At 68.0% G+C, this 19,787-nt stretch carries 20 protein-coding genes; 12 read left to right on the top strand and 8 right to left on the bottom strand.

The genetic code is table 11. The annotated features are described in order from the left end of the window. The first annotated feature begins 90 nt into the window (after nt 1-90). The 3 genes from ACJH6H_RS25285 (at nt 91) to ACJH6H_RS25275 (ending at nt 1,489) form a co-directional block, all read left to right on the top strand. Nucleotides 91-732: an HNH endonuclease gene (locus ACJH6H_RS25285; RefSeq protein ID WP_212812343.1), complete on the top strand. Its 642-nt coding sequence runs from the start codon at nt 91-93 to the stop codon at nt 730-732. A gap of 63 nt (nt 733-795) precedes the next feature. Continuing rightward, a complete protein-coding gene (locus ACJH6H_RS25280; RefSeq protein ID WP_029105398.1) occupies nt 796-1,026 on the top strand; it encodes a hypothetical protein in 231 nt (76 codons plus the stop codon). Continuing rightward, nucleotides 1,013-1,489, top strand: coding sequence for a DUF5130 domain-containing protein (locus ACJH6H_RS25275; RefSeq protein WP_020102225.1), 477 nt, complete (start codon nt 1,013-1,015; stop codon nt 1,487-1,489). The genes ACJH6H_RS25280 and ACJH6H_RS25275 overlap by 14 nt, the downstream gene beginning before the upstream one ends. A gap of 119 nt (nt 1,490-1,608) precedes the next feature. Here ACJH6H_RS25275 and ACJH6H_RS25270 read toward each other — a convergent pair whose 3' ends face one another. Further along, entirely contained in the window at nt 1,609-2,847 is a 1,239-nt protein-coding gene (locus tag ACJH6H_RS25270) for an alkane 1-monooxygenase (RefSeq protein WP_346414352.1), read from the bottom strand. Nucleotides 2,848-3,306: 459 nt separating this feature from the next. On the opposite strand from ACJH6H_RS25270, the gene ACJH6H_RS25265 reads away from it, so the two are divergent. After that, nucleotides 3,307-4,929 (top strand): GMC oxidoreductase, encoded by a 1,623-nt coding sequence (locus ACJH6H_RS25265; protein WP_346414353.1) that lies wholly within the window; start codon nt 3,307-3,309, stop codon nt 4,927-4,929. 31 nt (nt 4,930-4,960) lie between these two features. Here the strand turns inward: ACJH6H_RS25265 and pepN are convergent, their stop codons facing one another. Beyond that, a complete protein-coding gene (gene pepN / locus ACJH6H_RS25260; RefSeq protein WP_346414354.1) occupies nt 4,961-7,561 on the bottom strand; it encodes an aminopeptidase N in 2,601 nt (866 codons plus the stop codon). Between the two features lie 102 nt (nt 7,562-7,663). Here pepN and ACJH6H_RS25255 point away from each other — a divergent pair, with 102 nt between their 5' ends. From ACJH6H_RS25255 to ACJH6H_RS25240, 4 genes are all read left to right on the top strand, one after another. Beyond that, nucleotides 7,664-8,302 (top strand): DsbA family protein, encoded by a 639-nt coding sequence (locus ACJH6H_RS25255; RefSeq protein WP_212812339.1) that lies wholly within the window; start codon nt 7,664-7,666, stop codon nt 8,300-8,302. A gap of 194 nt (nt 8,303-8,496) precedes the next feature. After that, nucleotides 8,497-10,683 (top strand): LpqN/LpqT family lipoprotein, encoded by a 2,187-nt coding sequence (locus ACJH6H_RS25250; RefSeq protein ID WP_406776063.1) that lies wholly within the window; start codon nt 8,497-8,499, stop codon nt 10,681-10,683. A 92-nt stretch (nt 10,684-10,775) separates the two neighbouring features. Then, on the top strand, nt 10,776-11,255 hold the full coding sequence (locus tag ACJH6H_RS25245) for a ribose-5-phosphate isomerase (RefSeq protein ID WP_061002719.1): 480 nt from the start codon (nt 10,776-10,778) through the stop codon (nt 11,253-11,255). Between the two features lie 15 nt (nt 11,256-11,270). Beyond that, nucleotides 11,271-12,065 (top strand): Fpg/Nei family DNA glycosylase, encoded by a 795-nt coding sequence (locus tag ACJH6H_RS25240; RefSeq protein ID WP_073698148.1) that lies wholly within the window; start codon nt 11,271-11,273, stop codon nt 12,063-12,065. 3 nt (nt 12,066-12,068) lie between these two features. On the opposite strand, the gene ACJH6H_RS25235 is transcribed toward ACJH6H_RS25240, so the two are convergent. Beyond that, nucleotides 12,069-12,923 (bottom strand): hypothetical protein, encoded by an 855-nt coding sequence (locus ACJH6H_RS25235; protein ID WP_061002712.1) that lies wholly within the window; start codon nt 12,921-12,923, stop codon nt 12,069-12,071. 72 nt (nt 12,924-12,995) lie between these two features. Here ACJH6H_RS25235 and ACJH6H_RS25230 point away from each other — a divergent pair, with 72 nt between their 5' ends. The 3 genes from ACJH6H_RS25230 to ACJH6H_RS25220 are packed head-to-tail and all read left to right on the top strand — an operon-like array spanning nt 12,996 to nt 16,028. Next, the gene (locus ACJH6H_RS25230) at nt 12,996-13,847 is read left to right on the top strand and encodes a phosphoribosyltransferase family protein (protein WP_073698151.1); all 852 of its coding nucleotides are present in this window, start codon (nt 12,996-12,998) and stop codon (nt 13,845-13,847) included. Nucleotides 13,848-13,861: 14 nt separating this feature from the next. Then, nucleotides 13,862-15,400 carry a nicotinate phosphoribosyltransferase gene (locus ACJH6H_RS25225; RefSeq protein ID WP_133427209.1) on the top strand — a complete coding sequence of 513 codons (1,539 nt, stop codon included), beginning with the start codon at nt 13,862-13,864 and terminating at the stop codon, nt 15,398-15,400. After that, nucleotides 15,393-16,028 carry an NUDIX domain-containing protein gene (locus ACJH6H_RS25220; protein ID WP_061002717.1) on the top strand — a complete coding sequence of 212 codons (636 nt, stop codon included), beginning with the start codon at nt 15,393-15,395 and terminating at the stop codon, nt 16,026-16,028. Before ACJH6H_RS25225 ends, ACJH6H_RS25220 begins: the two co-directional genes overlap by 8 nt. A 211-nt stretch (nt 16,029-16,239) precedes the next feature. Here the strand turns inward: ACJH6H_RS25220 and ACJH6H_RS25215 are convergent, their stop codons facing one another. Together ACJH6H_RS25215 and ACJH6H_RS25210 are read right to left on the bottom strand one after the other, a co-directional pair. After that, the gene (locus ACJH6H_RS25215) at nt 16,240-16,455 is read right to left on the bottom strand and encodes a hypothetical protein (RefSeq protein WP_064858062.1); all 216 of its coding nucleotides are present in this window, start codon (nt 16,453-16,455) and stop codon (nt 16,240-16,242) included. Nucleotides 16,456-16,572: 117 nt separating this feature from the next. Next, nucleotides 16,573-16,722, bottom strand: coding sequence for a hypothetical protein (locus ACJH6H_RS25210; RefSeq protein WP_165605489.1), 150 nt, complete (start codon nt 16,720-16,722; stop codon nt 16,573-16,575). A gap of 93 nt (nt 16,723-16,815) precedes the next feature. Between ACJH6H_RS25210 and ACJH6H_RS25205 the strand changes: the two genes are divergently transcribed. Next, nucleotides 16,816-17,223, top strand: coding sequence for a DUF2628 domain-containing protein (locus tag ACJH6H_RS25205; RefSeq protein ID WP_166428082.1), 408 nt, complete (start codon nt 16,816-16,818; stop codon nt 17,221-17,223). On the opposite strand, the gene ACJH6H_RS25200 is transcribed toward ACJH6H_RS25205, so the two are convergent. From ACJH6H_RS25200 to ACJH6H_RS25190, 3 genes are all read right to left on the bottom strand, one after another. Continuing rightward, on the bottom strand, nt 17,220-18,281 hold the full coding sequence (locus ACJH6H_RS25200; RefSeq protein WP_016895231.1) for an IS630 family transposase: 1,062 nt from the start codon (nt 18,279-18,281) through the stop codon (nt 17,220-17,222). The genes ACJH6H_RS25205 and ACJH6H_RS25200 overlap by 4 nt on opposite strands. Before the next feature lie 43 nt (nt 18,282-18,324). Continuing rightward, the gene (locus tag ACJH6H_RS25195) at nt 18,325-19,536 is read right to left on the bottom strand and encodes an alkane 1-monooxygenase (RefSeq protein WP_226521232.1); all 1,212 of its coding nucleotides are present in this window, start codon (nt 19,534-19,536) and stop codon (nt 18,325-18,327) included. Nucleotides 19,537-19,544: 8 nt separating this feature from the next. Next, nucleotides 19,545-19,787 (bottom strand): hypothetical protein (locus ACJH6H_RS25190; protein ID WP_406776062.1); only part of this gene is annotated, 243 nt, incomplete at its 5' end.

Genomic DNA, 19,787 nt, shown 5'->3' with positions numbered 1-19,787 from the left:
ACGCGAAGTTCATCGAATGGTCCAGCTAAGACGCCAGAATTCTCGTGCGTTGTCTGTCGATCCGTGGTGAACTGTCAGCACGGAGGACGTATGTCGCAACGGAGGAAGGTCCGCGGCCACAGACTTCACGGCGCCGCGGCGGGTTCGCCTGTGTCGAGCCCGGCACTGTCATCACCCCTGCACGCAGTCGAATCAAGTCCCACCGACGGCTCGCTCTGGGGCCGCCGCCGCGTCCTGCTGCTGAATTCGACCTACGAACCGCTGACCGCGCTGCCCATGCGGCGCGCCGTGATCATGGTGCTGTGCGGCAAAGCCGATGTGGTCCACGCCGATCCGTCCGGTCCCGTCATACACTCGGCGACCCGCGCGGTCGCCGTCCCGTCGGTCATCCGGCTGCGTAGCTATGTGCGGGTCCCATATCGGGCCCGCATTCCCATGACCCGGGCCGCTTTGATGCACCGGGACCGGTTCCGCTGCGCGTACTGCGGAGGCAAGGCCGACACCGTCGACCACGTCGTGCCGCGCAGCCGCGGTGGTGAGCACTCCTGGGAGAACTGCGTCGCGGCGTGTGGCCCGTGCAATCACCGCAAGGCCGACCGGCTACTGAGCGAACTCGGCTGGACCCTGCACGCGGTGCCGTTGCCGCCCAAAGGACAGCACTGGCGACTGCTCTCGGCGGTCAAGGAGCTCGATCCGGCCTGGGTGCGGTATCTCGGCGAAGGCGCCGCCTGACATCCGCGCGCGGATTGCCCCTGTCCTCAGCGTGAGCGGTGCGCGTACTGATACGGTTTGCGCGTGAGCATTGCACTTACTCATTCGCTGCTCGGTGGCGTGCCGCTGGCGCTGCTGCTGGTGCTTGGCGCGCTGTTCTTGCTGCGCAAGAGTCCGCATCCGGACACCTACAAGATGACCGACAAGTGGACCCACGCCCCGATCCTGTGGGCGGCCGAGGAACCGGCGGATCACGGCCACGGCGGCCATGACTCGCACCTGACTGTGGGAGGTGGCGCAAGTGGCAAGTGGTAGCCAGACCGAGGTCGCAAACATCGATCCGGCCAACCTGCCGTACGGCTACGCCGTCACGTACAGCGGCCGCATCTCCGGCGTCACCGAGCCCGGTGAACTGTCGGTGCACTACCCGTTCCCGGTCAAGGACCTGGTGTTCCTCGACGACGCCCTGAAGTACGGCTCGCGCGCCGCCGGCGCCCGCTTCGCCGTCTACATCGGCGACCTGGGTGCGGACACCGCCGCCACCGCGCGTGAGGTGCTGGCCACCGTGCCGACGCCGAACAACGCAGTGCTGCTGGCCGTCTCGCCGAACCAGAAGGCCATCGAGGTCGTCTACGGCGCCGAGGTCCGCGGTCGCGGTATCGAAGAGGCTGCCCCGCTGGGTGTGTCCGCGGCTGCGGCGTCGTTCAAGCAGGGCAACCTGATGGACGGCCTGATCAGCGCGGTCCGCGTGCTGAGCGCCGGCGTCTCGCCCGCCTGATTTCATTCACCCTGCCGGGTGCGGACCACTGGTTCGCACCCGGCAGAGTGCTATCCAGGGTCGGCCGACCTGGCGCTGAGAGGTCGTTCACTCACGCGAATGTGCCGCGTCGGCAGGGTTCAGTGCGCGGCAGGGTAGCGCTTGCGCAGGCGGGCCTCATAGCCCGGCTGCAACGCGGTGCGGCTGATGTCGCCGTCGTAGTGCGCCAGCACGCGGGGATCCATCACCCGGCGCCACAGCGGCGGGCAGATGGCCAGCAGCAGCATCGTTCCGTAACCGCCCGGCAGCTGCGGCGCCTCATCGGCATGGCACAGCGCCTGGTACCGACGCATGGGGTTGGCGTGGTGGTCGGAGTGCCGCTGCAGGTGGAACAGGAAGACGTTGGCGATCACGGTGTTGCTGTTCCAGCTGTGCCCGGCGCGCACCCGCTCGTACCGGCCATTGGGCAACTTCTGCCGCCGCAGGCCGTAGTGCTCCAGGTAGTTGACCGTCTCCAGCAGGAAGATGCCGATCACGGCCTGGCCGAAAAGCCACGGCAGCACAATGGGTCCGAACCACACCGCCAGGATGATGAACAGCACGACGCTCAGCAGCCAGGCGTTGAGGACCTCGTTGTGCAGCGACCACTTGGACTTGTGCACGCGGGCGAGTCGCTCGGATTCCAGCTTCCAGGCCGACCGCAGACTGCCGATGACCGAACGGCCGATGAAGGCATACAGGCTCTCGCCGAGGCGCGAGCTGGCCGGGTCCTCCGGCGTCGCCACCCGCACGTGGTGACCGCGGTTGTGCTCGACGAAGAAGTGGCCGTAGCAGGTCTGGGCCAGGGCGATCTTGGAGAGCCGGCGCTCGGACATGCCGCGCTTGTGGCCGAGCTCGTGGGCGGCGTTGATCGCGATACCGCCGACCGTCCCGACCGCGGCCATGAGGCCCAGCTTGTCGGCCAGCGACATGCTCACCCAGCCGCCGCCGGCCCACAGCCAGCACGCGAAGATCAGCGACAGATACTGCGCCGGCAGGAAGAGGTGCGTGGCGATCCGGTAGAACGGGTCGTCCTCCAGGCTGCGCAGGTCGCCGGGAGCCTTCTCGGCCTCGGGGCCGACGATGTGGTCGAGCAGCGGGACCAGCCCGAACGTCAGCACCGACCCCGTCCACCAGAACGCGTCCATGCCGGTGAGCCAGACCAGCAGCCACGACAGGCCGACCATTCCGGGGGTGATGGGACCCAGCAGCCACACGTAGCGCTTGCCGTCGCGCCATTTCGACTTGGCAGCGGGGGCGGGCTGGGCGGCGGGAGTGTCGGGCGCCTCGGGCGCGTGGGGTTGCGACGCCTCCTGGCTCGCGCGCAATGCCGACAACACCCCGTATTCGTACCCGTATTCGGCCGTTTGCGCAAATACAAGTCGGTTGCCAGAGCCACTTCCTGTCCGTTTTCTCATCGTTATCCAGCAAATTGTTTGAGCCGTCAGCGCGCGAGGGTATTCGGGATGGTCGCCCGGCCTCGGTCCCGGCGGTTGGGCAGCCGTGGTCCGGTCGCCGCCGTCGCCACCAAACTTGCAGGTAGAGTGCCATACACCGATATGGGTGACGTACGACATACCGGGCGTCGGGCGGGGCGGACGACGCGCTGGCGGCCGGATCCCGCACGGCGGCGGAAACTCCGCGCCATCGTGTAATTTTTGAGATGAATCCGTTATTCGGAGGCCGGCAGGCGACTGGCTTCGGGTTAGCTGGCGGTCAGGCGGAAGGACGATCTTGGCAGTGATGCACGGCCGGCATCGACACATCCGGTGCTGGGGCGCGGCCGCGGCAGGTCGCCGATGAGCCCCATCAGCCGGCGCCAGTTCCTCGGCGGTGCGGCGGTGGTGGGCGTCGCCGGGGCGGCGGGAATCGGGGCCCTCGTCGAACGATCACGCGACCGTACGGAGTCCCGCAAGCATTTTTCGGCCATCGTCATCGGCAGCGGCTACGGCGGGGGAGTCTCCGCGCTGCGCCTGGGACAGGCCGGTATCGAGACACTGGTCATCGAACAGGGCCGGCTCTGGGACAAGCCCGACGACGACGGCAAGCGCTTCTCCAAGATGCTGCCCGCCGACACCCGCGCCGGCTGGTTCACGAAGATTCCGCCGAGCCTGGTCACCTCCTTCGGTGGCTTCACCGTCGAGCAGGTGGCCGAGCACGCGCCGTCGCCCCAGCCGATCCAGGCCGGCATCTGTCAGAAGGTGACGCACGGTGCCCACGACGTCTTCCGGGGCCTGGCCGTCGGTGGTGGCTCGATGGTCAACGCGGGCATCGCCGCCATCCCGACGCCGCGCCAGATCGACAAGGCGTTCCCCGACATCGGCGCCGACGAGTTCCTGCGCACCTATGTCGAACGCGCCAAGACGTCGCTGAAGATCAGTTACCGCGACATGGCCTGGTTCGAGCAGACCCCGTGCTTCCAGTACGCCCGCGCGGGCCGCAAGTACGCGGCGGCGGCCGGCTACAAGGTCGACTACAACGGCAGCTCGTACTCGTTCGACTACCTGGTCAAAGAGGCGGCCGGCCAGGTGCCGCAATCGTCGCTGGCGTTCGAGCAGCAGTTCGGCAACAACTACGGCCGGTTCGGCAGCGTCGACCAGACCTACCTTGCCGACGCGCTCAAGACCGGCCACGTCACGCTGCGCCCGCTGACCGAGGTCATCTCGATCCGTCAGGAGCGTTCGGGTGAGTTCGTGGTGTCCACCCGCGAGATCGACCGCTGGGGCAAGGAGCTGTCGAAGGCCGAATTCGGTTGTGACCAGCTGTATCTGGCGGCCGGTGTGCTCGGCACCACCAAGCTGCTGCTGAAGGCGCGCGAGACCGGGGACCTGGCCCACCTCAATGATCAGATCGGTAAGGGCTACGGCAACAACGGTGACGTGATGGTCGGGCACAACCTGGCCAAGAGCGATCCGGCCGGCACCACCCAGTCCCTGATGGGCATGATCAACATCGACGGCCGCGACGACCCGGACAATCCGGTGTACGCCAGCATGTTCTCCATGCCGCTGCCGGTGGAGACCTACCTGCTCGGGTACTACGTCATGGTCGACACCGGGGACCGGGCCGACATCACCTACGACCGCCAGTCCGACACCGCGACGATCCAGTGGACCGATGCCTTCGCGGCGAACAACGAGGCCAGGGCGAAGCAGGTCTTCGACAAGATCCTGAAGGCCAACAAGGTCGACTACCGCAACGACCTGTTCAGCGGAAAAGTGTTTGCGCCCAACACCGTTCACCCACTGGGTGGATGCGTCCGGGGCAAGGCCACAGACGCGTTCGGGCGGGTGAACGGCCACCGCAACCTGTTCGTCAACGATGCGTCGCTGATGCCCGGGCACCTCGGCTGCAACCCGTACATGACCATCACCGCGCTCGCTGAGCGCAACATCGAGGGCATCCTGCAGGGCCGCACCTAGCCGGTGGCCAGGTGCGGCCCATGCAGTCGCGTCAGCTCACGTCGAAGGCACGGGCGCGCAGCGAACGCTCCACTCCCGCACGGCCTTCCAGCACCAGGCGGCGCAGGGCCGGCGGAATCTCCGGATCGGACAGGTACCGGTCGGCGGCGTCGAGGCCGGCCTGGCTGATGTCCCACGACGGGTACAGGCCGATGACCACGGTCTGGGCCACCTCACTCGAGCGCCGCTCCCACACCCCGGAGATCGCCGCGAAGTAGCGGTCCCGGAACGGGTCCAGCAGCTCGGTCTGGCCCGGCTGGACCAGACCGCCGACGATGGCGCGCGTGGTGATGTTCGCCAGGGTGTCGTCCTCGATGACCTGTTGCCACGCAGCCTCTTTCACCGCGGCCTGCGGGCGCGCGGCGGCGGCGGCAGCGGCACTGCGCCGGCCGGCGGCCGTCGGATCCTGCTCGGCCTCGGCGTCGATGAACGGCGTCTGCGTGCCGTCCGCGTCGATGACGCCGGCACGCGCGAGCGCCGTCACGATGCGCCAGCGCAGATCGGTGTCGATCACCAGCCCCGTCATGTTGACCGCGGCGGGCTCGTTGTCCAACAGCGTCGACAGCACCGCGATGTGGTTCGGCGCCAGCACCGACGTGCACAGCGCGTTGATGTACGCCAGCTGGTGGTCCGATCCCGGCGACGAATCCCGCGCCAGGTCCAGCAGGGCATCACCGAAAGCGGGCCAACCGATTTCGGCCGCCCACGCCGGATCGGCGTAGGAGGTCAGCGCCGTCTGCGCCTGCAGCACCAGCCGCTGAGCGACGCCCACCTCGGACTCGGCGTGCAGCCCGCTCATCACGAGGGCGACGAACTCGCGGGCCTTCATCTCGGCCTCGCGCGTCATCTCCCACGCCGCCGACCATGCCAGGGTCCGGGGGAGCGGGTCGTCGATGTCGGCGATCCGGCTCAGCACCGTCTGCAACGACGCGGGATCGAGCCGCATCGAGCAGTAGGTCAGGTCGTCGTCGTTGACCAGGACCAGCTTGCCGCGCGAAACCCCCACCAGGGCAGGAACATCCGTCACCGGGCCCTCGACGTCGAGCTCCTCGCGGTGCACCCGGACCAGCTTGCCGGAGCCGTCGTCGTCGTAGATGCCCACCGCGAGCCGGTGCACGCGCGTCTCGCCGGCACCGGGCGCCGCGCCGCTCTGGGTGATGGCGAACCGCGTGAACGCCCCGGCGCCGTCGACGTCGAAATCGGCCCGCAGCGTGTTCAGGCCCGTGGTCTTGAGCCACTGCTGGCCCCAGTCCGACAGGTCCCGGCCCGACGACTTCTCCAGCGCGCCGAGCAGATCGGCGAATGTGGCGTTGTCGTACGCGTGGTCGTGGAAGTAGTCGCGCAGGCCCGACAGGAACGGCTCCAGCCCGACATAGGCAACCAGCTGCTTGAGCACGCTGGCGCCCTTGGCGTAGGTGATGCCGTCGAAGTTCACCTCGACCGCGGCCAGGTCGGGGATGTCCGCGGCCACCGGGTGGGTCGACGGCAGTTGGTCCTGCCGGTAGGCCCAGGACTTCTCCACATTCGCGAAGGTGGTCCAGGCCTGCTTGTACTCGGTGGCCTCGGCCTGGCACAGCACCGAGGCGAAGGTGGCGAAGGACTCGTTGAGCCACAGGTCATCCCACCACCGCATGGTGACCAGGTCGCCGAACCACATGTGGGCCATCTCGTGCAGCACGGTCTCGGCACGCCGCTCGTACGAGTAGCGCGTGACCTTGGACCGGAAGACGTAGTCCTCGAGGAACGTCACGGCGCCGGCGTTCTCCATGGCGCCCGCGTTGAACTCCGGCACGAACAGCTGGTCGTACTTGCCGAACGCGTACGGCGTCCCGAAGTTGTTGTGGTAGAAGGAGAATCCCTGCTTGGTCTCGGTGAACAGCCGCTCGGCGTCCATGAACTCGGCGAGCGAGGCGCGGCAGAAGATGCCCAGCGGAATGTCCCCGTGTTCGTCGCTGTAGACGTCGTCCCACCGGGCGTACGGGCCGGCGATGAGGGCCGCCAGGTACGTGCTCATCTTCGGGGTGGTGGCGAATCGATGGACCGTCCCCGTATCTGATGTCGCCGCCGGGGCGGCTCCGGCCGACGTGCCGGCCCCGTTGGAGATCACCTGCCAGTGCGCCGGCGCGGTCACCGACACGTCGAAGGTGGCCTTGAGGTCCGGCTGGTCGAAGCAGGCGAACATCCGCTTGGCGTCAGCGGTTTCGAACTGCGAGTAGAGGTAGACCTCACCGTCGACCGGGTCGACGAAGCGGTGCAGTCCCTCACCGGTGTTGGAGTAACGGCAGTCCGCGTCGACCACGACGACGTTCTGCTCGGCGAGCCCGGCCAGCGGCACGCCCGTCGATTCGTCGTAGGCGGACACGTCGATGGGTTGCCCGTTGAGGGTCGCGCTGCGGATGGAGTCGGCCGCGATGTCGATGACGGTGTTGGCGCCGGGAAGGGCGCTGAACGTCACCGTGGTGACGGAGCGGAACGTGCGCTCGCTCGGTGCGCCGGCTCCGTCGGTGAGGTCGAGATCGATGCGGTAGTTGTCAACGGTCACCAGCGCGGCGCGCTCGGCGGCCTGGTCGCGGGTCAGGTTCGGAAGTGCCACGTCACCAACTTAGGGGACAACCGGTTGCCGTGACCGGGAACATAGGGACGCCGGGCATAGTTGTTGGCAACGAGATCTGTACCGACTCAGTAAGGACGAGCAATGGCCGACGCCACCGCCACGAAAGACCCAGCCGTCAAGAAAGATGTCGCGGGGTTCTGGTTCGACCCGCTGTGCCCGTGGGCCTGGATCACCTCCCGCTGGATTCTCGAGGTCCAAAAGGTCCGCGACATCGACATCGAGTTCCACGTCATGAGCCTGGCGGTGCTGAACGAGGGCCGCGACCTGCCCGAGCAGTACCAGGAAATGATGAAGAAGGCCTGGGGTCCGGTCCGCGTCGCCATCGCGGCGGAGGAAGCCGTCGGTTCCGAGGTGCTGGCGCCGCTGTACACCGCGATGGGCACCCGGATTCACAACCAGGGCAACAAGGATTTCGACGTGGTCATCGCCGAGTCGCTCGAAGAACTCGGCCTGCCCGCCGAGCTCGCGGAGGCAGCCACCAGCGACAAGTACGACGAGGCGCTGCGCAAGAGCCACCACGCCGGCATGGATGCCGTCGGCCCCGATGTCGGCACCCCGACCATCCACGTCAACGGCGTCGCTTTCTTCGGTCCGGTGCTGTCGCGCATCCCGCGGGGCGAAGAGGCCGGCAAGCTGTGGGACGCGTCCGTGATTTTCGCCGCCTACCCGCACTTCTGGGAGCTCAAGCGCTCCCGCAACGAGGCGCCCGAATTCGACTGACCGCAATCACCCGCTAGTCACGCTCACCAGGGTCGGCCCGGGTAATCTCGTCGGCGTTCCGCAAGGAACGTCTGGACGCGGTTACCGTGGCCAGACACATCCGAAACATGAGCCACAACGATGCAACTGGTGGGGAGCGACGTGCCGACGGACAGTTTCGTCCTTCGACGTGCGGGTTTGAGTAGGATGCGCTGATGTCGCTGGAGACGGGCGCAACCTTCGCCGGGTACACCGTGCGCCGGTTGCTGGGCTCAGGGGGAATGGGCGATGTGTACCTCGTCCAGCACCCCCGGCTGCCCCGCCTCGACGCCATGAAGGTGCTCCGGGAAACCGCCTCCACCAACGACGAATTCCGCATCCGCTTCGAGCGCGAAGCGAACATCGCCGCGGGTCTGTGGCACCCGCACATCGTCGGCCTGCACGACCGCGGCGAGTTCGAGAGCCGGCTGTGGATCACCATGGACTACGTCGACGGCACCGATGCCGCCCAGCTGGTCAAGTACGAGTACCCGAACGGCCTGCCGCTGGAGCTCGTCGTCGACATCGTCAAGGCCATGAGCTCGGCCCTGGACTACGCGCACCAGCGCGGCCTGCTGCACCGCGACATCAAGCCGGCCAACATCCTGCTCAGCAACATCGACACCGACGAGCGGCGAATCCTGCTGAGCGACTTCGGCATCGCCCGCCAGATCGGTGAGGTGACGGGCCTGACGTCGGCCAACCTGGCGATCGGCACCGTCTCCTACTCGGCGCCCGAGCAACTGATGGGCGGCGAGATCGACGGCCGCGCCGACCAGTACGCGCTGGCCGCGACCGCCTACCGGTTGCTCACCGGACAGACGCCGTACCAGGACACCAACCAGATCGCGGTCATCAGCCAGCACCTCAGCGCGCCACCGCCCAAGGCAAGTGACCTCAAGCCGTGGCTCGAACCGCTGAACGAGGTGCTGATCAAGGCCATGGGCAAGTCGCCCGAGGACCGCTTCGACTCCTGCACCAAGTTCGCGCGAGCCTTCGAGCGGCAGGCCGAACTGGTCACCGAGTCACCCACGCTGAACCTGCGCACCGCGGAACTGAAGCTGCCGACCGTCACTCCCGTGGTGACCCCGGAACCGGCCGCCGAGCCGCCGTCCGCCCCCGAGGTGACGCCGCCGCCGGTCGCCCCGCCGCCGGTGGTGTCGGCCGAACCCGTGCCCGAGCCGGAACCGGCGCCTGGCCCCGAGCCGGAACCCGAACCGGTCGCGCCAGAGCCCGTCGCGCCGCCGCCGGCTCCGGAACCGCCCGTGCCGCCCGTGCCACCGGTGTCGCCACCGTCGGTCGACCCGGTCTCGGAGCCGACGCCGCCGCCGGTGCCGCAGCGCGGCCCTGTCGGGCCGCCGCCCGACCCGAAACCGTTTCGGCCGGAACCTGATTCGTCGCCGTCGGCCCCGCCGTACCGGCAGCCGGTGCCTGGGCCACCGCCCATACCGCCGCAGCGGCCCGTCCGGCCGACGCACGAGACGGTGTCGCCGACGGTGGTCCTGCCGGTCATCCCCGCAGACCCGGCGGCGCACGCCGCACCCGGAGTCGGCCGTCCCACCGCACCGCCCCCGCCGTCGTACTCGCAACTCGCGGCCGACATCGGCAAGACGCCACCGGGCCGTGGCCAGTCCTCGGGTGGCAAGACCAAGATCTGGGTGATCGGTGGCGCCATCGCCGCCGTGATCGTGGTGCTGATCGGTGTCGTGCTGCTGAATTCCGGTGACGATTCGAGTGGGCCCTCGGACGCCTCGGGAACCAGCACCCAGAGTTCCGGGGCGAACACGCCATCGTCGTCGCACAAGCCCGCACCGCCGGTGCTCGTGGGTACGCCCGGTAACTACCAGACCATCGCGACCTACCTGAAGAGCAACAACATTCAGGAATCGCTGGTGCACCGCAACGAACCCGGCGCACCGGTGGTGACCATGCCCATGCCGCCGGGCTGGGCTGACGCCGGACCGCAGACGCCGGCCTTCGCCTACCAGTCGATCGTCTACAACGGCCCGAGTGCCGGCAACTACCGGCCCAGCGCCACGGCGTTGATCTCGCGCCTCGGCCCGAACGCCGATGCGCAGAAGATCCTCGACTTCGCGCCGGGTGAACTGAACAACCTGCCGGGATTCACCCCGACCGACACCGGCACGCCCGGGACCGTCGACGGCCACAAGTCGTTCCAGATCGCCGGTTCCTGGAACTCCAACGGGGTGACCAAGCTCATCACCCAGAACACCGTCGTCATCCAGGACGGCACCGGGCTCTACGTCATGCAGATCAACATCGACGGCGTCGCCGATCAGGCCGAGATCATCAAGCAGATCACCGAGGCCATCGACCGCGACACCAAGATCGCCGCGGGCTGAGCCGGCGAGTGTGTGGGGCCGGCTGAGCCGGCGAGTGGGCCGGCCGAGCCACTGATTCTGTCCCGGGCCGCTGTTCTGCCAGAATGTGCGCCATGCGCGTATATCTCGGAGCCGACCACGCCGGTTACGAACTCAAGCAGGCCCTGCTCGACCACCTGACCGCGGCCGGCCACCAGGCCGTCGACTGCGGTGCCTTCGCCTACGACGCGGAGGACGACTACCCGGCGTTCTGCATCGACGCCGCCAAGCGCACCGTCGAGGACCCGGGCAGCCTGGGCATCGTCATCGGCGGCTCGGGCAACGGCGAGCAGATCGCCGCCAACAAGGTGCCGGGCGTGCGCTGCGCGCTGGCGTGGAGTGTCGAGACCGCGCAGCTGGCCCGCGAGCACAACAACGCGCAGGTCATGGGCATCGGTGGCCGTATGCACAGCACCGAAGAGGCCTTCGCCATCGTCGACGCGTTCCTGGCCGCCGAGTGGTCGCAGGCCGCGCGGCACCAGCGCCGCATCGACATCCTGGCCGAGTACGAGAAGACGCACGTGGCCCCCGAGGTTCCGGGCGCTCCGGCCTGATCCCGGGCCTGACCCGTGCCGGAGGGGCATACCCTCCACCGGCTGGCCCGCCTGCATCAACAGCGATTCGGGCGGGCGCCGGTGGTCGTCAGCAGTCCGCAGGGCCGGTTCGCCGATGCCGCGGCCGCCGTCAGCGGCCGGGTGCTGCGTAAGGCCGACGCCTGGGGCAAGCACCTGTTCCACCACTACGAAGGTGGTGCGGTGGTGCACGTCCACCTCGGGCTGTACGGCACGTTCACCGAACAGCCACTGCCGATGACCGCGCCCGTGGGTCAGGTGCGCATGCGCATGCTCGGGGCCGAGTTCGGGACCGACCTGCGCGGCCCGACCGTGTGTGAGCTGATCGACGAGGGCGGCGTCGATGACGTCGTGGCCCGGCTCGGTGCCGATCCGCTGCGCCGCGACGCCGACCCCGGCTTGGCCTGGGCGCGAATCAGCAAGTCCCGCAGGTCAATCGGATCGATGCTGATGGACCAGACGGTGATCGCCGGTGTCGGCAACGTGTACCGCAGCGAGTTGCTGTTCCGGCACCGGATCGACCCGCATCGCCCCGGCACCCAGCTGACCGAGGCCGAATTCGCCGAGCTGTGGACCGATCTCGTCGCGCTCATGAAGGTCGGGGTGCGCCGCGGCAAGATCGTCGTGGTGCGCACGGAAGACGACCACGGCGCGCCGTCCTACGCCGCCGACCGGCCGCGCACCTATGTGTACCGGCGTGCGGGGGAGGCGTGCCGCGTGTGCGGCGCCACCGTCCGCACCGAGGTCATGGAGGGGCGAAACCTGTTCTGGTGCCCCGATTGTCAGGTGTGACCGCTAGTCGCCGCCACCGCCGCAGCCGCCACCGCAGCCACCGCCGCCACAACTGCTGCCACCACCGCCGCAGCTGCTACCCGAGTCGCTGCTCCCGGAGTCCCAACTGCCGCTGCCGGAATCCCAGCCGTTGTTGTCGTTCCAGCTGACGTCCTGGCCCTGGCCGGAGTCTGCGAACTGGCTCTGGTCGAGGCCCTGCTGGTAGCCCTGGTCGAACCCCGAACCGTATCCGGACTCGAAACCCGATGCGCCGTAACTGACTCCGTGCATGCCGTCGAACAGCGCGTCGAACAGCAGCACCGAACCGACGCCCCACGCTCCGGCGACCAGCGCCGGCTTCCACCACGGCTCGGAGTACCAGCCCTCGGGCACCGGGCGACCGGCGACCCGGCCGCCGGGATAGTAGTTCGGGGTGGCGGCCGTCGGACCCGGTGAGGCCTGAATCTGCCTGCCGTCGAACTGGATTCGGCGATCCTCGGTGACCTCACCCGCACCGCGCTGGCCGGCCAGCTGCTGCAGCGGGGGACCGGGGTCGATGCCCATGGCGGTCCGCGCGGCCCGCACGTAGTACAGCCCTTCCATCGCGCTCTGCTTCGCAAAGGCGGCCTGCTGGGCGGTGGTGGCCTGTTCGATCTGCGACGCGGCGGCGTTGTAGCGCTCGGACGCGTCGGCCAGGGCCTGGCGCGAGGCCTCGTCCGTGCCGGTCAGATTGAACACCTGCCCGCCCAGCATCTCGATGACGCGGCGGGCGTCGGCTTTCGCGTTGGCCAGCGCGGCCGCCTTGTTGGCTTTGCTCTGCCTGCTGAACAGGAAGAACCCAATGGCCACGATGACGATCAGGATGAGCACGAACTCCATGGAGGCAGCTTACCGATGACGGCCGTCACAGAGATATGGACATTTATGTCCGTATCTATTACCGTCATCATCATGAACGCGACATTCCACGTCTTCGACACCGAACGCGGTGTGCTGTCGACCGCACCCGGAATCGTCACCAGCTACCCCGGTGGCGACACCGCGGTCCGGGAACTGGAACCGCTCGGCGCGGGACTGCGCCCGGTCATCTGGAGCCACTGCGGCGCAATCGATTACGCCGCAGCCGGGCAGTGGGCAGCCTTCCACCGCAACCGATCGGCCGACGCCCCGGTGCTGGTGGCGCCATACCTGCCGTCGGCCCGCGGTGACCACGACCCGACCGACGACGCGCGCGTCGCCGCCCGCCTCACTGCTGCCACGGGCATCAAGCACATCGTGACGGTGGATCCGCACTCGCCGGTCTGGGCCGACGAGGCCCGGCGTGGGGGAGCGGCCGTCACCGTCATCGAGGCCGTGGACCTGGTGGCATGCGGCGCCGCGCACCACCCGGGCTGGGCGGGCGTCGTCGCCCCCGACAAGGGGGCCCGCGACCGTGCCGGGCGAGTGGCCTCCCGATTGGGCGTGCCGCTGTATGTCGCTGGGAAGCAACGTGATCCGGCCACCGGCAAGCTGTCGGGGTTCGTCGCTCCGGAGGGGCTGCCGGAACAGGGTCGCCTGCTGGTGATCGACGACATCTGCGACGGCGGCGGCACCTTCGCCGGCTTGGCCGACGCCGTCCGGGCGAGCCGCCCCGAACTGGCGCTGCACCTGTGGGTCAGCCACGGCTGCTTCACCGGACGCTGGCGGGAGAACCTCGCCGGCTACGCCTCCGTCACGAGCACCGACTCCCGCGCCACGCCCGACGGCGTGCACGTGCAACCGCTGGAACCGTTCATCGTCCGCGCCCTGGCCACTCTGATCTGACAAGGACCGACCTCATGACAATCGAAGCAACCACCACGTACCGGCCGGAAACCATTGCGGCCCTGGACGTCCTGATGGACACCGACGCCTACAAGCTGGACCACCGCCGCCAGTACCCGGCAGGCACCGAGTACGTCTACTCCAACCTGACGGCCCGCGGCAGCCGCATCCCAGGGGTGAGCTGGACGGCGTTCTTCGGCCTGCAGGCCTACCTGCGGGACCTGAACCAGCGGTGGAGCGCCTTCTTCGCCGCCGACGTCGACGAGGTGTGCCAGGCGTACATCGACCGGGTCACGCAGGTGCTGGGGCCCAACGACGTTGGCGCCGAACACATCCGGCAACTGCACGCGTACGGCCGGCTGCCGCTCCGGGTGCGGGCGCTGCCGGAAGGGACCATCGTCCCGGTCGGCGTGCCGTACCTGACCGTCGAGAACACCGCGCCCGAATTCTTCTGGCTGACCAACTACATCGAGACCGACATGTCGGCCGCGTTGTGGCAGCCCATCACATCGGCGACCACCGCGTGGCGCAACCGCACGCTGCTGGACGCCCGCGCGCGGGACACCGGCGCCGACCCGGCCGCGGTGGACTGGCAGGGGCACGACTTCTCCTTCCGCGGCATGGCCGGCAGCGCGGCCGCCGCGGCCTCGGGGGCCGGGCACCTGTTGGCGTTCACCGGCACCGACTGCCTGCCCGCGCTGGGCTGGATCGACCGGAACTATCCGGGCTCGCCGGAGGGCGCGATCATCGGTGGCAGCGTGCCCGCCACCGAGCACAGCGTCATGTGTGCGGGCACCCAGGACGACGAAGTCGCCACGTTCGCCCGGTTGCTGGACCTGTATCCGACCGGCATCGTGTCGATCGTCAGCGACACCTGGGACCTGTGGCACGTCTGCACCGGCATCCTGCCCACGCTGAAAGACACCATCACCGCGCGCGACGGCAAGGTGGTGATCCGTCCGGACAGCGGTGACCCCGAACGCATCCTGTGCGGCGACCCGCAGGCCCCGGCCGGCAGCCCCGCCCGCAAGGGTGTGGTGAACCTGCTGTGGGAGGTGTTCGGCGGCACCGTCAACGCGGCCGGCTATCGGGAGCTGGATCCGCACATCGGCGTCATCTACGGCGACTCGATCACCCACGACCGAGCCGACGCCATCACCGCCAACCTGATGGGCCAGGGCTATGTGTCCACCACCCCGGTGCTGGGATTCGGTTCCTACACCTACCAGTACGTCACGCGCGACACCTTCTCAATCGCCATGAAGGCGACCTGGGTGCAGATCGATGGTCGCGGCCGGGACATCGCCAAGGCGCCGGTCACCGATCCGGGCAAGCGCAGCGCACGGGGCCGGTTGGCCGTGGTCCGGGACGGGCGGGGAGGACTGACGCTGGTGCAGGGCGCGGCCGGCGCCGTCGAGACGACGGACGCCATGCGGACCGTGTTCGAGGACGGCGTCATCGTCAACCCGGTGACCTTCGCGGAGGTGCGCGCTACCGTGCGACGTGATTGGGCGGCATACGCCGCCGGCGAGGAGGACGCCCGTCATGGCTGAGTCGCTGGCCACCTGGCTGAGCGTCGACGTCTTCGCGGTGAGCCCCGGTGCGGAACCGGGGCTCATCCTCGCGCGCCGGCAGCGTGAACCGCACCGGGGTGCCTGGGCACTGCCCGGCGTGGTGCTCGATGCGGCCAACGGGGAGACGGTCGCCGCGGCGGCACACCGCGCGCTGCGGGACCGGGCCGGCTCCGAACCGATCGATGGACCGCCGACGGTGGCCCTCGTCGTGTCCGACCCGCAGCGCGACGAGCGCGGGCACACCGTGTCACTGGTGAACGTGATGCGCGCTCAACCCGGCGACGACGTGCTCCTGGTGCGCGACGGTGACCCCGTGCCGCCGCTGCCCTTCGGGCACAACGCGATGATCAGGGACACCGCGGCGACGGTGTCACAGCGACTGTTGTCGGACCCCGCGACCGTCGCGGCGATGTTCGGCGGCGGCTGCACGGCCGGTGAGGTCTGCGAGCTGACGAAGCTGCTGTTCCACCTGTCGGGCGGCGCGGGCGCCGAGCCGATTCCGCTGGCCGCGATGCGGCGCCGGCTGGAACGGGCGGCACTGTTCGCCCCGGATGGCAGCCGGCCCGCGCACACCCGGCCGGTGACGGTGTTCCGGGTCGCCAGATAAACGTCTACTGCGTAAATGCTGGCAAATTGCTGGGGCATACGGGCTGGCGCGGCGCGAGGCGTGCACGTTACGTTCCTGTGAACATGCCCGCCACCTGGCGAAATGGTTCAACTATGAGTCGCGACCTGCTGATTTACGGGTTACGCTCCCGGCACCCTGCTGGAGGAGAACGACTTATGGCCGACGCAGAGACCGAACCGGTGGCAAACACTCACACCGCATCGGCGCCGACGAAATGGTTCAGCACGGACGGCGGCAAGGTGCTGATAGTTGTGGTCGGCGCTGTCGTCATCTTGTTGCTCCTGCTCGGGATCGGATCGCTTGCCGGATTCGAAATCCCGCCGCCCGCGCCGGAGACACCGGCCACTCCCGCGAGCTCGACGACGTCGGCGCCTGCCGCCACTTCGCCGGCCTCGACGACCGCCACCTCAACTTCCGCGCCAGCGCCTGCGCCGGTCCCCACACCCACGGCGACCGCTCCGGCCAGCCCGGCTCCGGCGCCGCCGACGCGTCCCTCGACGGCGACGACTCAGGCTCCGACGACCTACACGCCGCCGCCTGCGAGGCAGTACACGCCGCCCGCCAGTGCGCCGGCACCCCCGCCCGCCGCGTCACCGACCGCGACCGCGACGGCACCGGCGAGCTCGGAAGCCCCCGCCCCGGCCAATCCGCCGCAGTTCAACGTGATCCGCACGACCAACGGTGTGGCGCGGCCGATTCCGGGTAGCAGCTAGCGGCTGGGACCCGAGCGCACGCACAAAACTGCACAGCCGTTAATGTCGTTGGAGTGTCACAGCAACTTCCCAGTTCCACGGTGTCCCCGTCGTGGCAGAAGCGGTTCGACTTCTTCAACGCCTACGGTCTGCCGAACTCGACGCCGGAATCCAAGGCGGCCTACAAGGCCCTGACGTTCCTGGAGCGGGTGAAGCTCACCTCGAACATCCTGGCTTTCCTGTTCGGGCCCATCTACTTCTTCGTCAAGGGCATGTGGCGCAAGGGGCTGACGCTGCTCGGGATCTTCGTCGCGGTAGAGCTGGTGCTCGTCGTGCTCAATGTGTCGGATTCCCTCGCCCGCGCGATCGGGTTCGGTCTTGCCGCGATCGGCATGTCGACGGCGAATTACGCCTACTACCTGCACGTGGTGCGGGGCAGTCAGTCCTGGAACCTGTTCGAGGGACACGGTCGGCAGCGCTAGTGTCGCGCGTCTGAATTTGTTTTACGGGCGTGGGGCAGGATTTCGTCGGCGGTCTTGGTCCACACGAATGGGTGGCAACGTTGGTTCCAACCGTCGATGAATGCGCCGATGGCTGCGATGAGTTCTTTGACGCTGTCGAACGATCCCCGGCGGATCGCTTGGCGGGTGATGATCGAGAAGAACACTTCGACCATGTTCAGCCAGGAACCTGATGTCGGGGTGAAATGCAGTGTCACACGCGGATTCTTGGCTAGCCACGCGTTGATGTCCGCATGCTTGTGGGTGTGGTAGTTGTCGCACACCACATGTAGCCGGCGCCTCGGATACGCCCGGGCCACGGTCTTGAGGAAGTCGAGGAACTCGGCTTTGCCGTGACGTTCATAGCAGCGGTCGGTCACTTTCCCGGTCGCGATCTCCAGTGCCGCGAACAGGGTCGCGGTGCCGTTGCGCTGGTAGTCGTGTGTGGCCTTCTCTGGCAGACCCGGGCGCATCGGCAGGATCGGTTGGGTCCGGTTCAGTGCCTGAATCTGCGATTTTTCGTCTACGCACAAAACGATCGCTTTCTCGGGCGGGTTCAGATACAGCCCGACGACGTCACGAACTTTGGCTTCCAGTTCGGGGTCGGTGGAAAACTTGAACGTCTGGCGGCGCCACGGTTTGACCCCGTAGCGTCGCCACGCCCGGGCCACGGTGGCATCCCCGACGCCGAGGTACTTACCCAGCAGACGACTCGACCAGTGCGTCACCGCCAACGAATCCGGCGGCGGATCGAGTGTGGCCGCCAGGATCGCCGCGTCATCGACAGTCTTAGGTCGACCACTACGGGGTTCATCGTCCAGACCGTCAATGCCTAACGCGGCGAACCGATCCCGCCACTTGATCACCGTCGGCCGCGACACCCCCACCAGTCGGGCCGCTCCCGACGTGCCCGCACCATCGCCCACGGCCAACACGATCCGGGCCCGCTCAACATGGCCGGCAGGCATCGTCGAGGACCGTGTCCACGACTGCAATGTCGCACGATCCTCATCACTGATCACCAACGCAGATGACGGCATACACCATCATCGCACACTGTAAACTAATTAATGACGCGCGACACTAGCTGCCGTCGATGGCCAGCCGTTTCAGCTGTCGCGGGCTCAGTGCGGTGAGTCGGACGTCGCCGCCGTAGATCGCGAGGACCCGCGGATCCATCACGCGGCGCCACCACATCGGAACGAGGCTGAGGACCAGCATCGCGGTGTAGTTGCTCGGCAGCTGTGGCGCATCCTCGGCGTGCCGAATCCCTTGGTAGCGGTGCGACGGGTCGACGTGATGATCCGAGTGGCGCTGCAGATGCAGCAGGAAAACGTTCATGATGACCGTGTTGCTGTTCCAGCTGTGCGTGGGGCGCAGCCGCTCATAGCGGCCCGACGGCAGTTTCTGCCGGCGCAGCCCGTAGTGCGACAGGTAGTTCATGGCCTCCAGCAGGAAGATGCCGATGAGCGCCTGGCCCAACAGCCACGGCAGGACCACGGGCCGGAACCACAGCGCCAGCCCGGCGAACAGGATGACGCTCAGCAGCCACGCGTTGAGCACGTCGTTGCGCAAGCTCCAGCGTGAACGTCCTTGGCGGCCAAGGCGTTTGGTCTCGATCCGCCAGGCCGAGCGGGTACTGCCGACGACAGAGCGCACCACGAAGAAGTACACGTTCTCGCCGAAGCGGGCACTGGCCGGGTCTTCCGGTGTCGCGACACGGACGTGGTGTCCGCGGTTGTGCTCGACGTAGAACTGTCCGTACCAACTCTGGGCGAGTGCCAGCTTGCTGAGCCACCGCTCGGCGCGGTCGCGCCGGTGTCCCAGCTCGTGGGCCGCGTTGTTGGCGATGCCACCGGACAGGCCGACCGCGACCATGAGCCCCAGCTTGTCGGTGAACGTCAACGTGACCCAGCCGCCGCCGGCCCACACCCAGCAGCCGAAGGCCAGCGCGAGGTACTGCGTCGGCAGGAACATGTGAGTGGCGAACCGGTAGTACTTGTCCTGCTGCAACTCTGCCAGGATGCGGTCCGGCGCCCGATCGCCCTTCTCCCGCCCCAGTAGATGATCGGCGGCGGGCCCCGCCACCAGGATCACGAAGAGTGCGGTCCACCAGAAGAAGTGGAGCCGGGTGGTCCACACCAGCAGCCAGGACAGCGTCACCGCGCCGGGAGCGGACGGGACCAGCAGCCACAGGTATCTCTTCGGGTCCCGCCACGTGCCCTCAGCAACCTCTGCACCCACGTCGACGGGCCGCCTGTCTCGGCGGTCCGACGGGGTGATCGACGCGGTCATCGGAGCATTTATACCGCCACCGCTATCGAGTCTCGACCCGGATGGCAAAAATATTTGCCAGCAGGCTTTGCATTCCTGGTTGAATCGGCGCTGACCTGCTCATTGCTGTCGCAAAGCACGCGTAATTTGGCATTGCGGTGATTTGCATTGAATTGCCAGGAAACTCCCAGAATTACAGGCTCTTCGCAGTTGAGGGTGTAGAGGTCATCGGCGCGTCGTTGCCGGGATAGGGGTCGAGGTCTCTCGAAGAT

This window comes from Mycobacterium sp. SMC-21 (assembly GCF_045310825.1).
Lineage (GTDB): Bacteria > Actinomycetota > Actinomycetes > Mycobacteriales > Mycobacteriaceae > Mycobacterium.
Note: the sequence above shows the minus strand (reverse complement) of the source record. Positions and strands in the feature narration are given on the sequence as shown.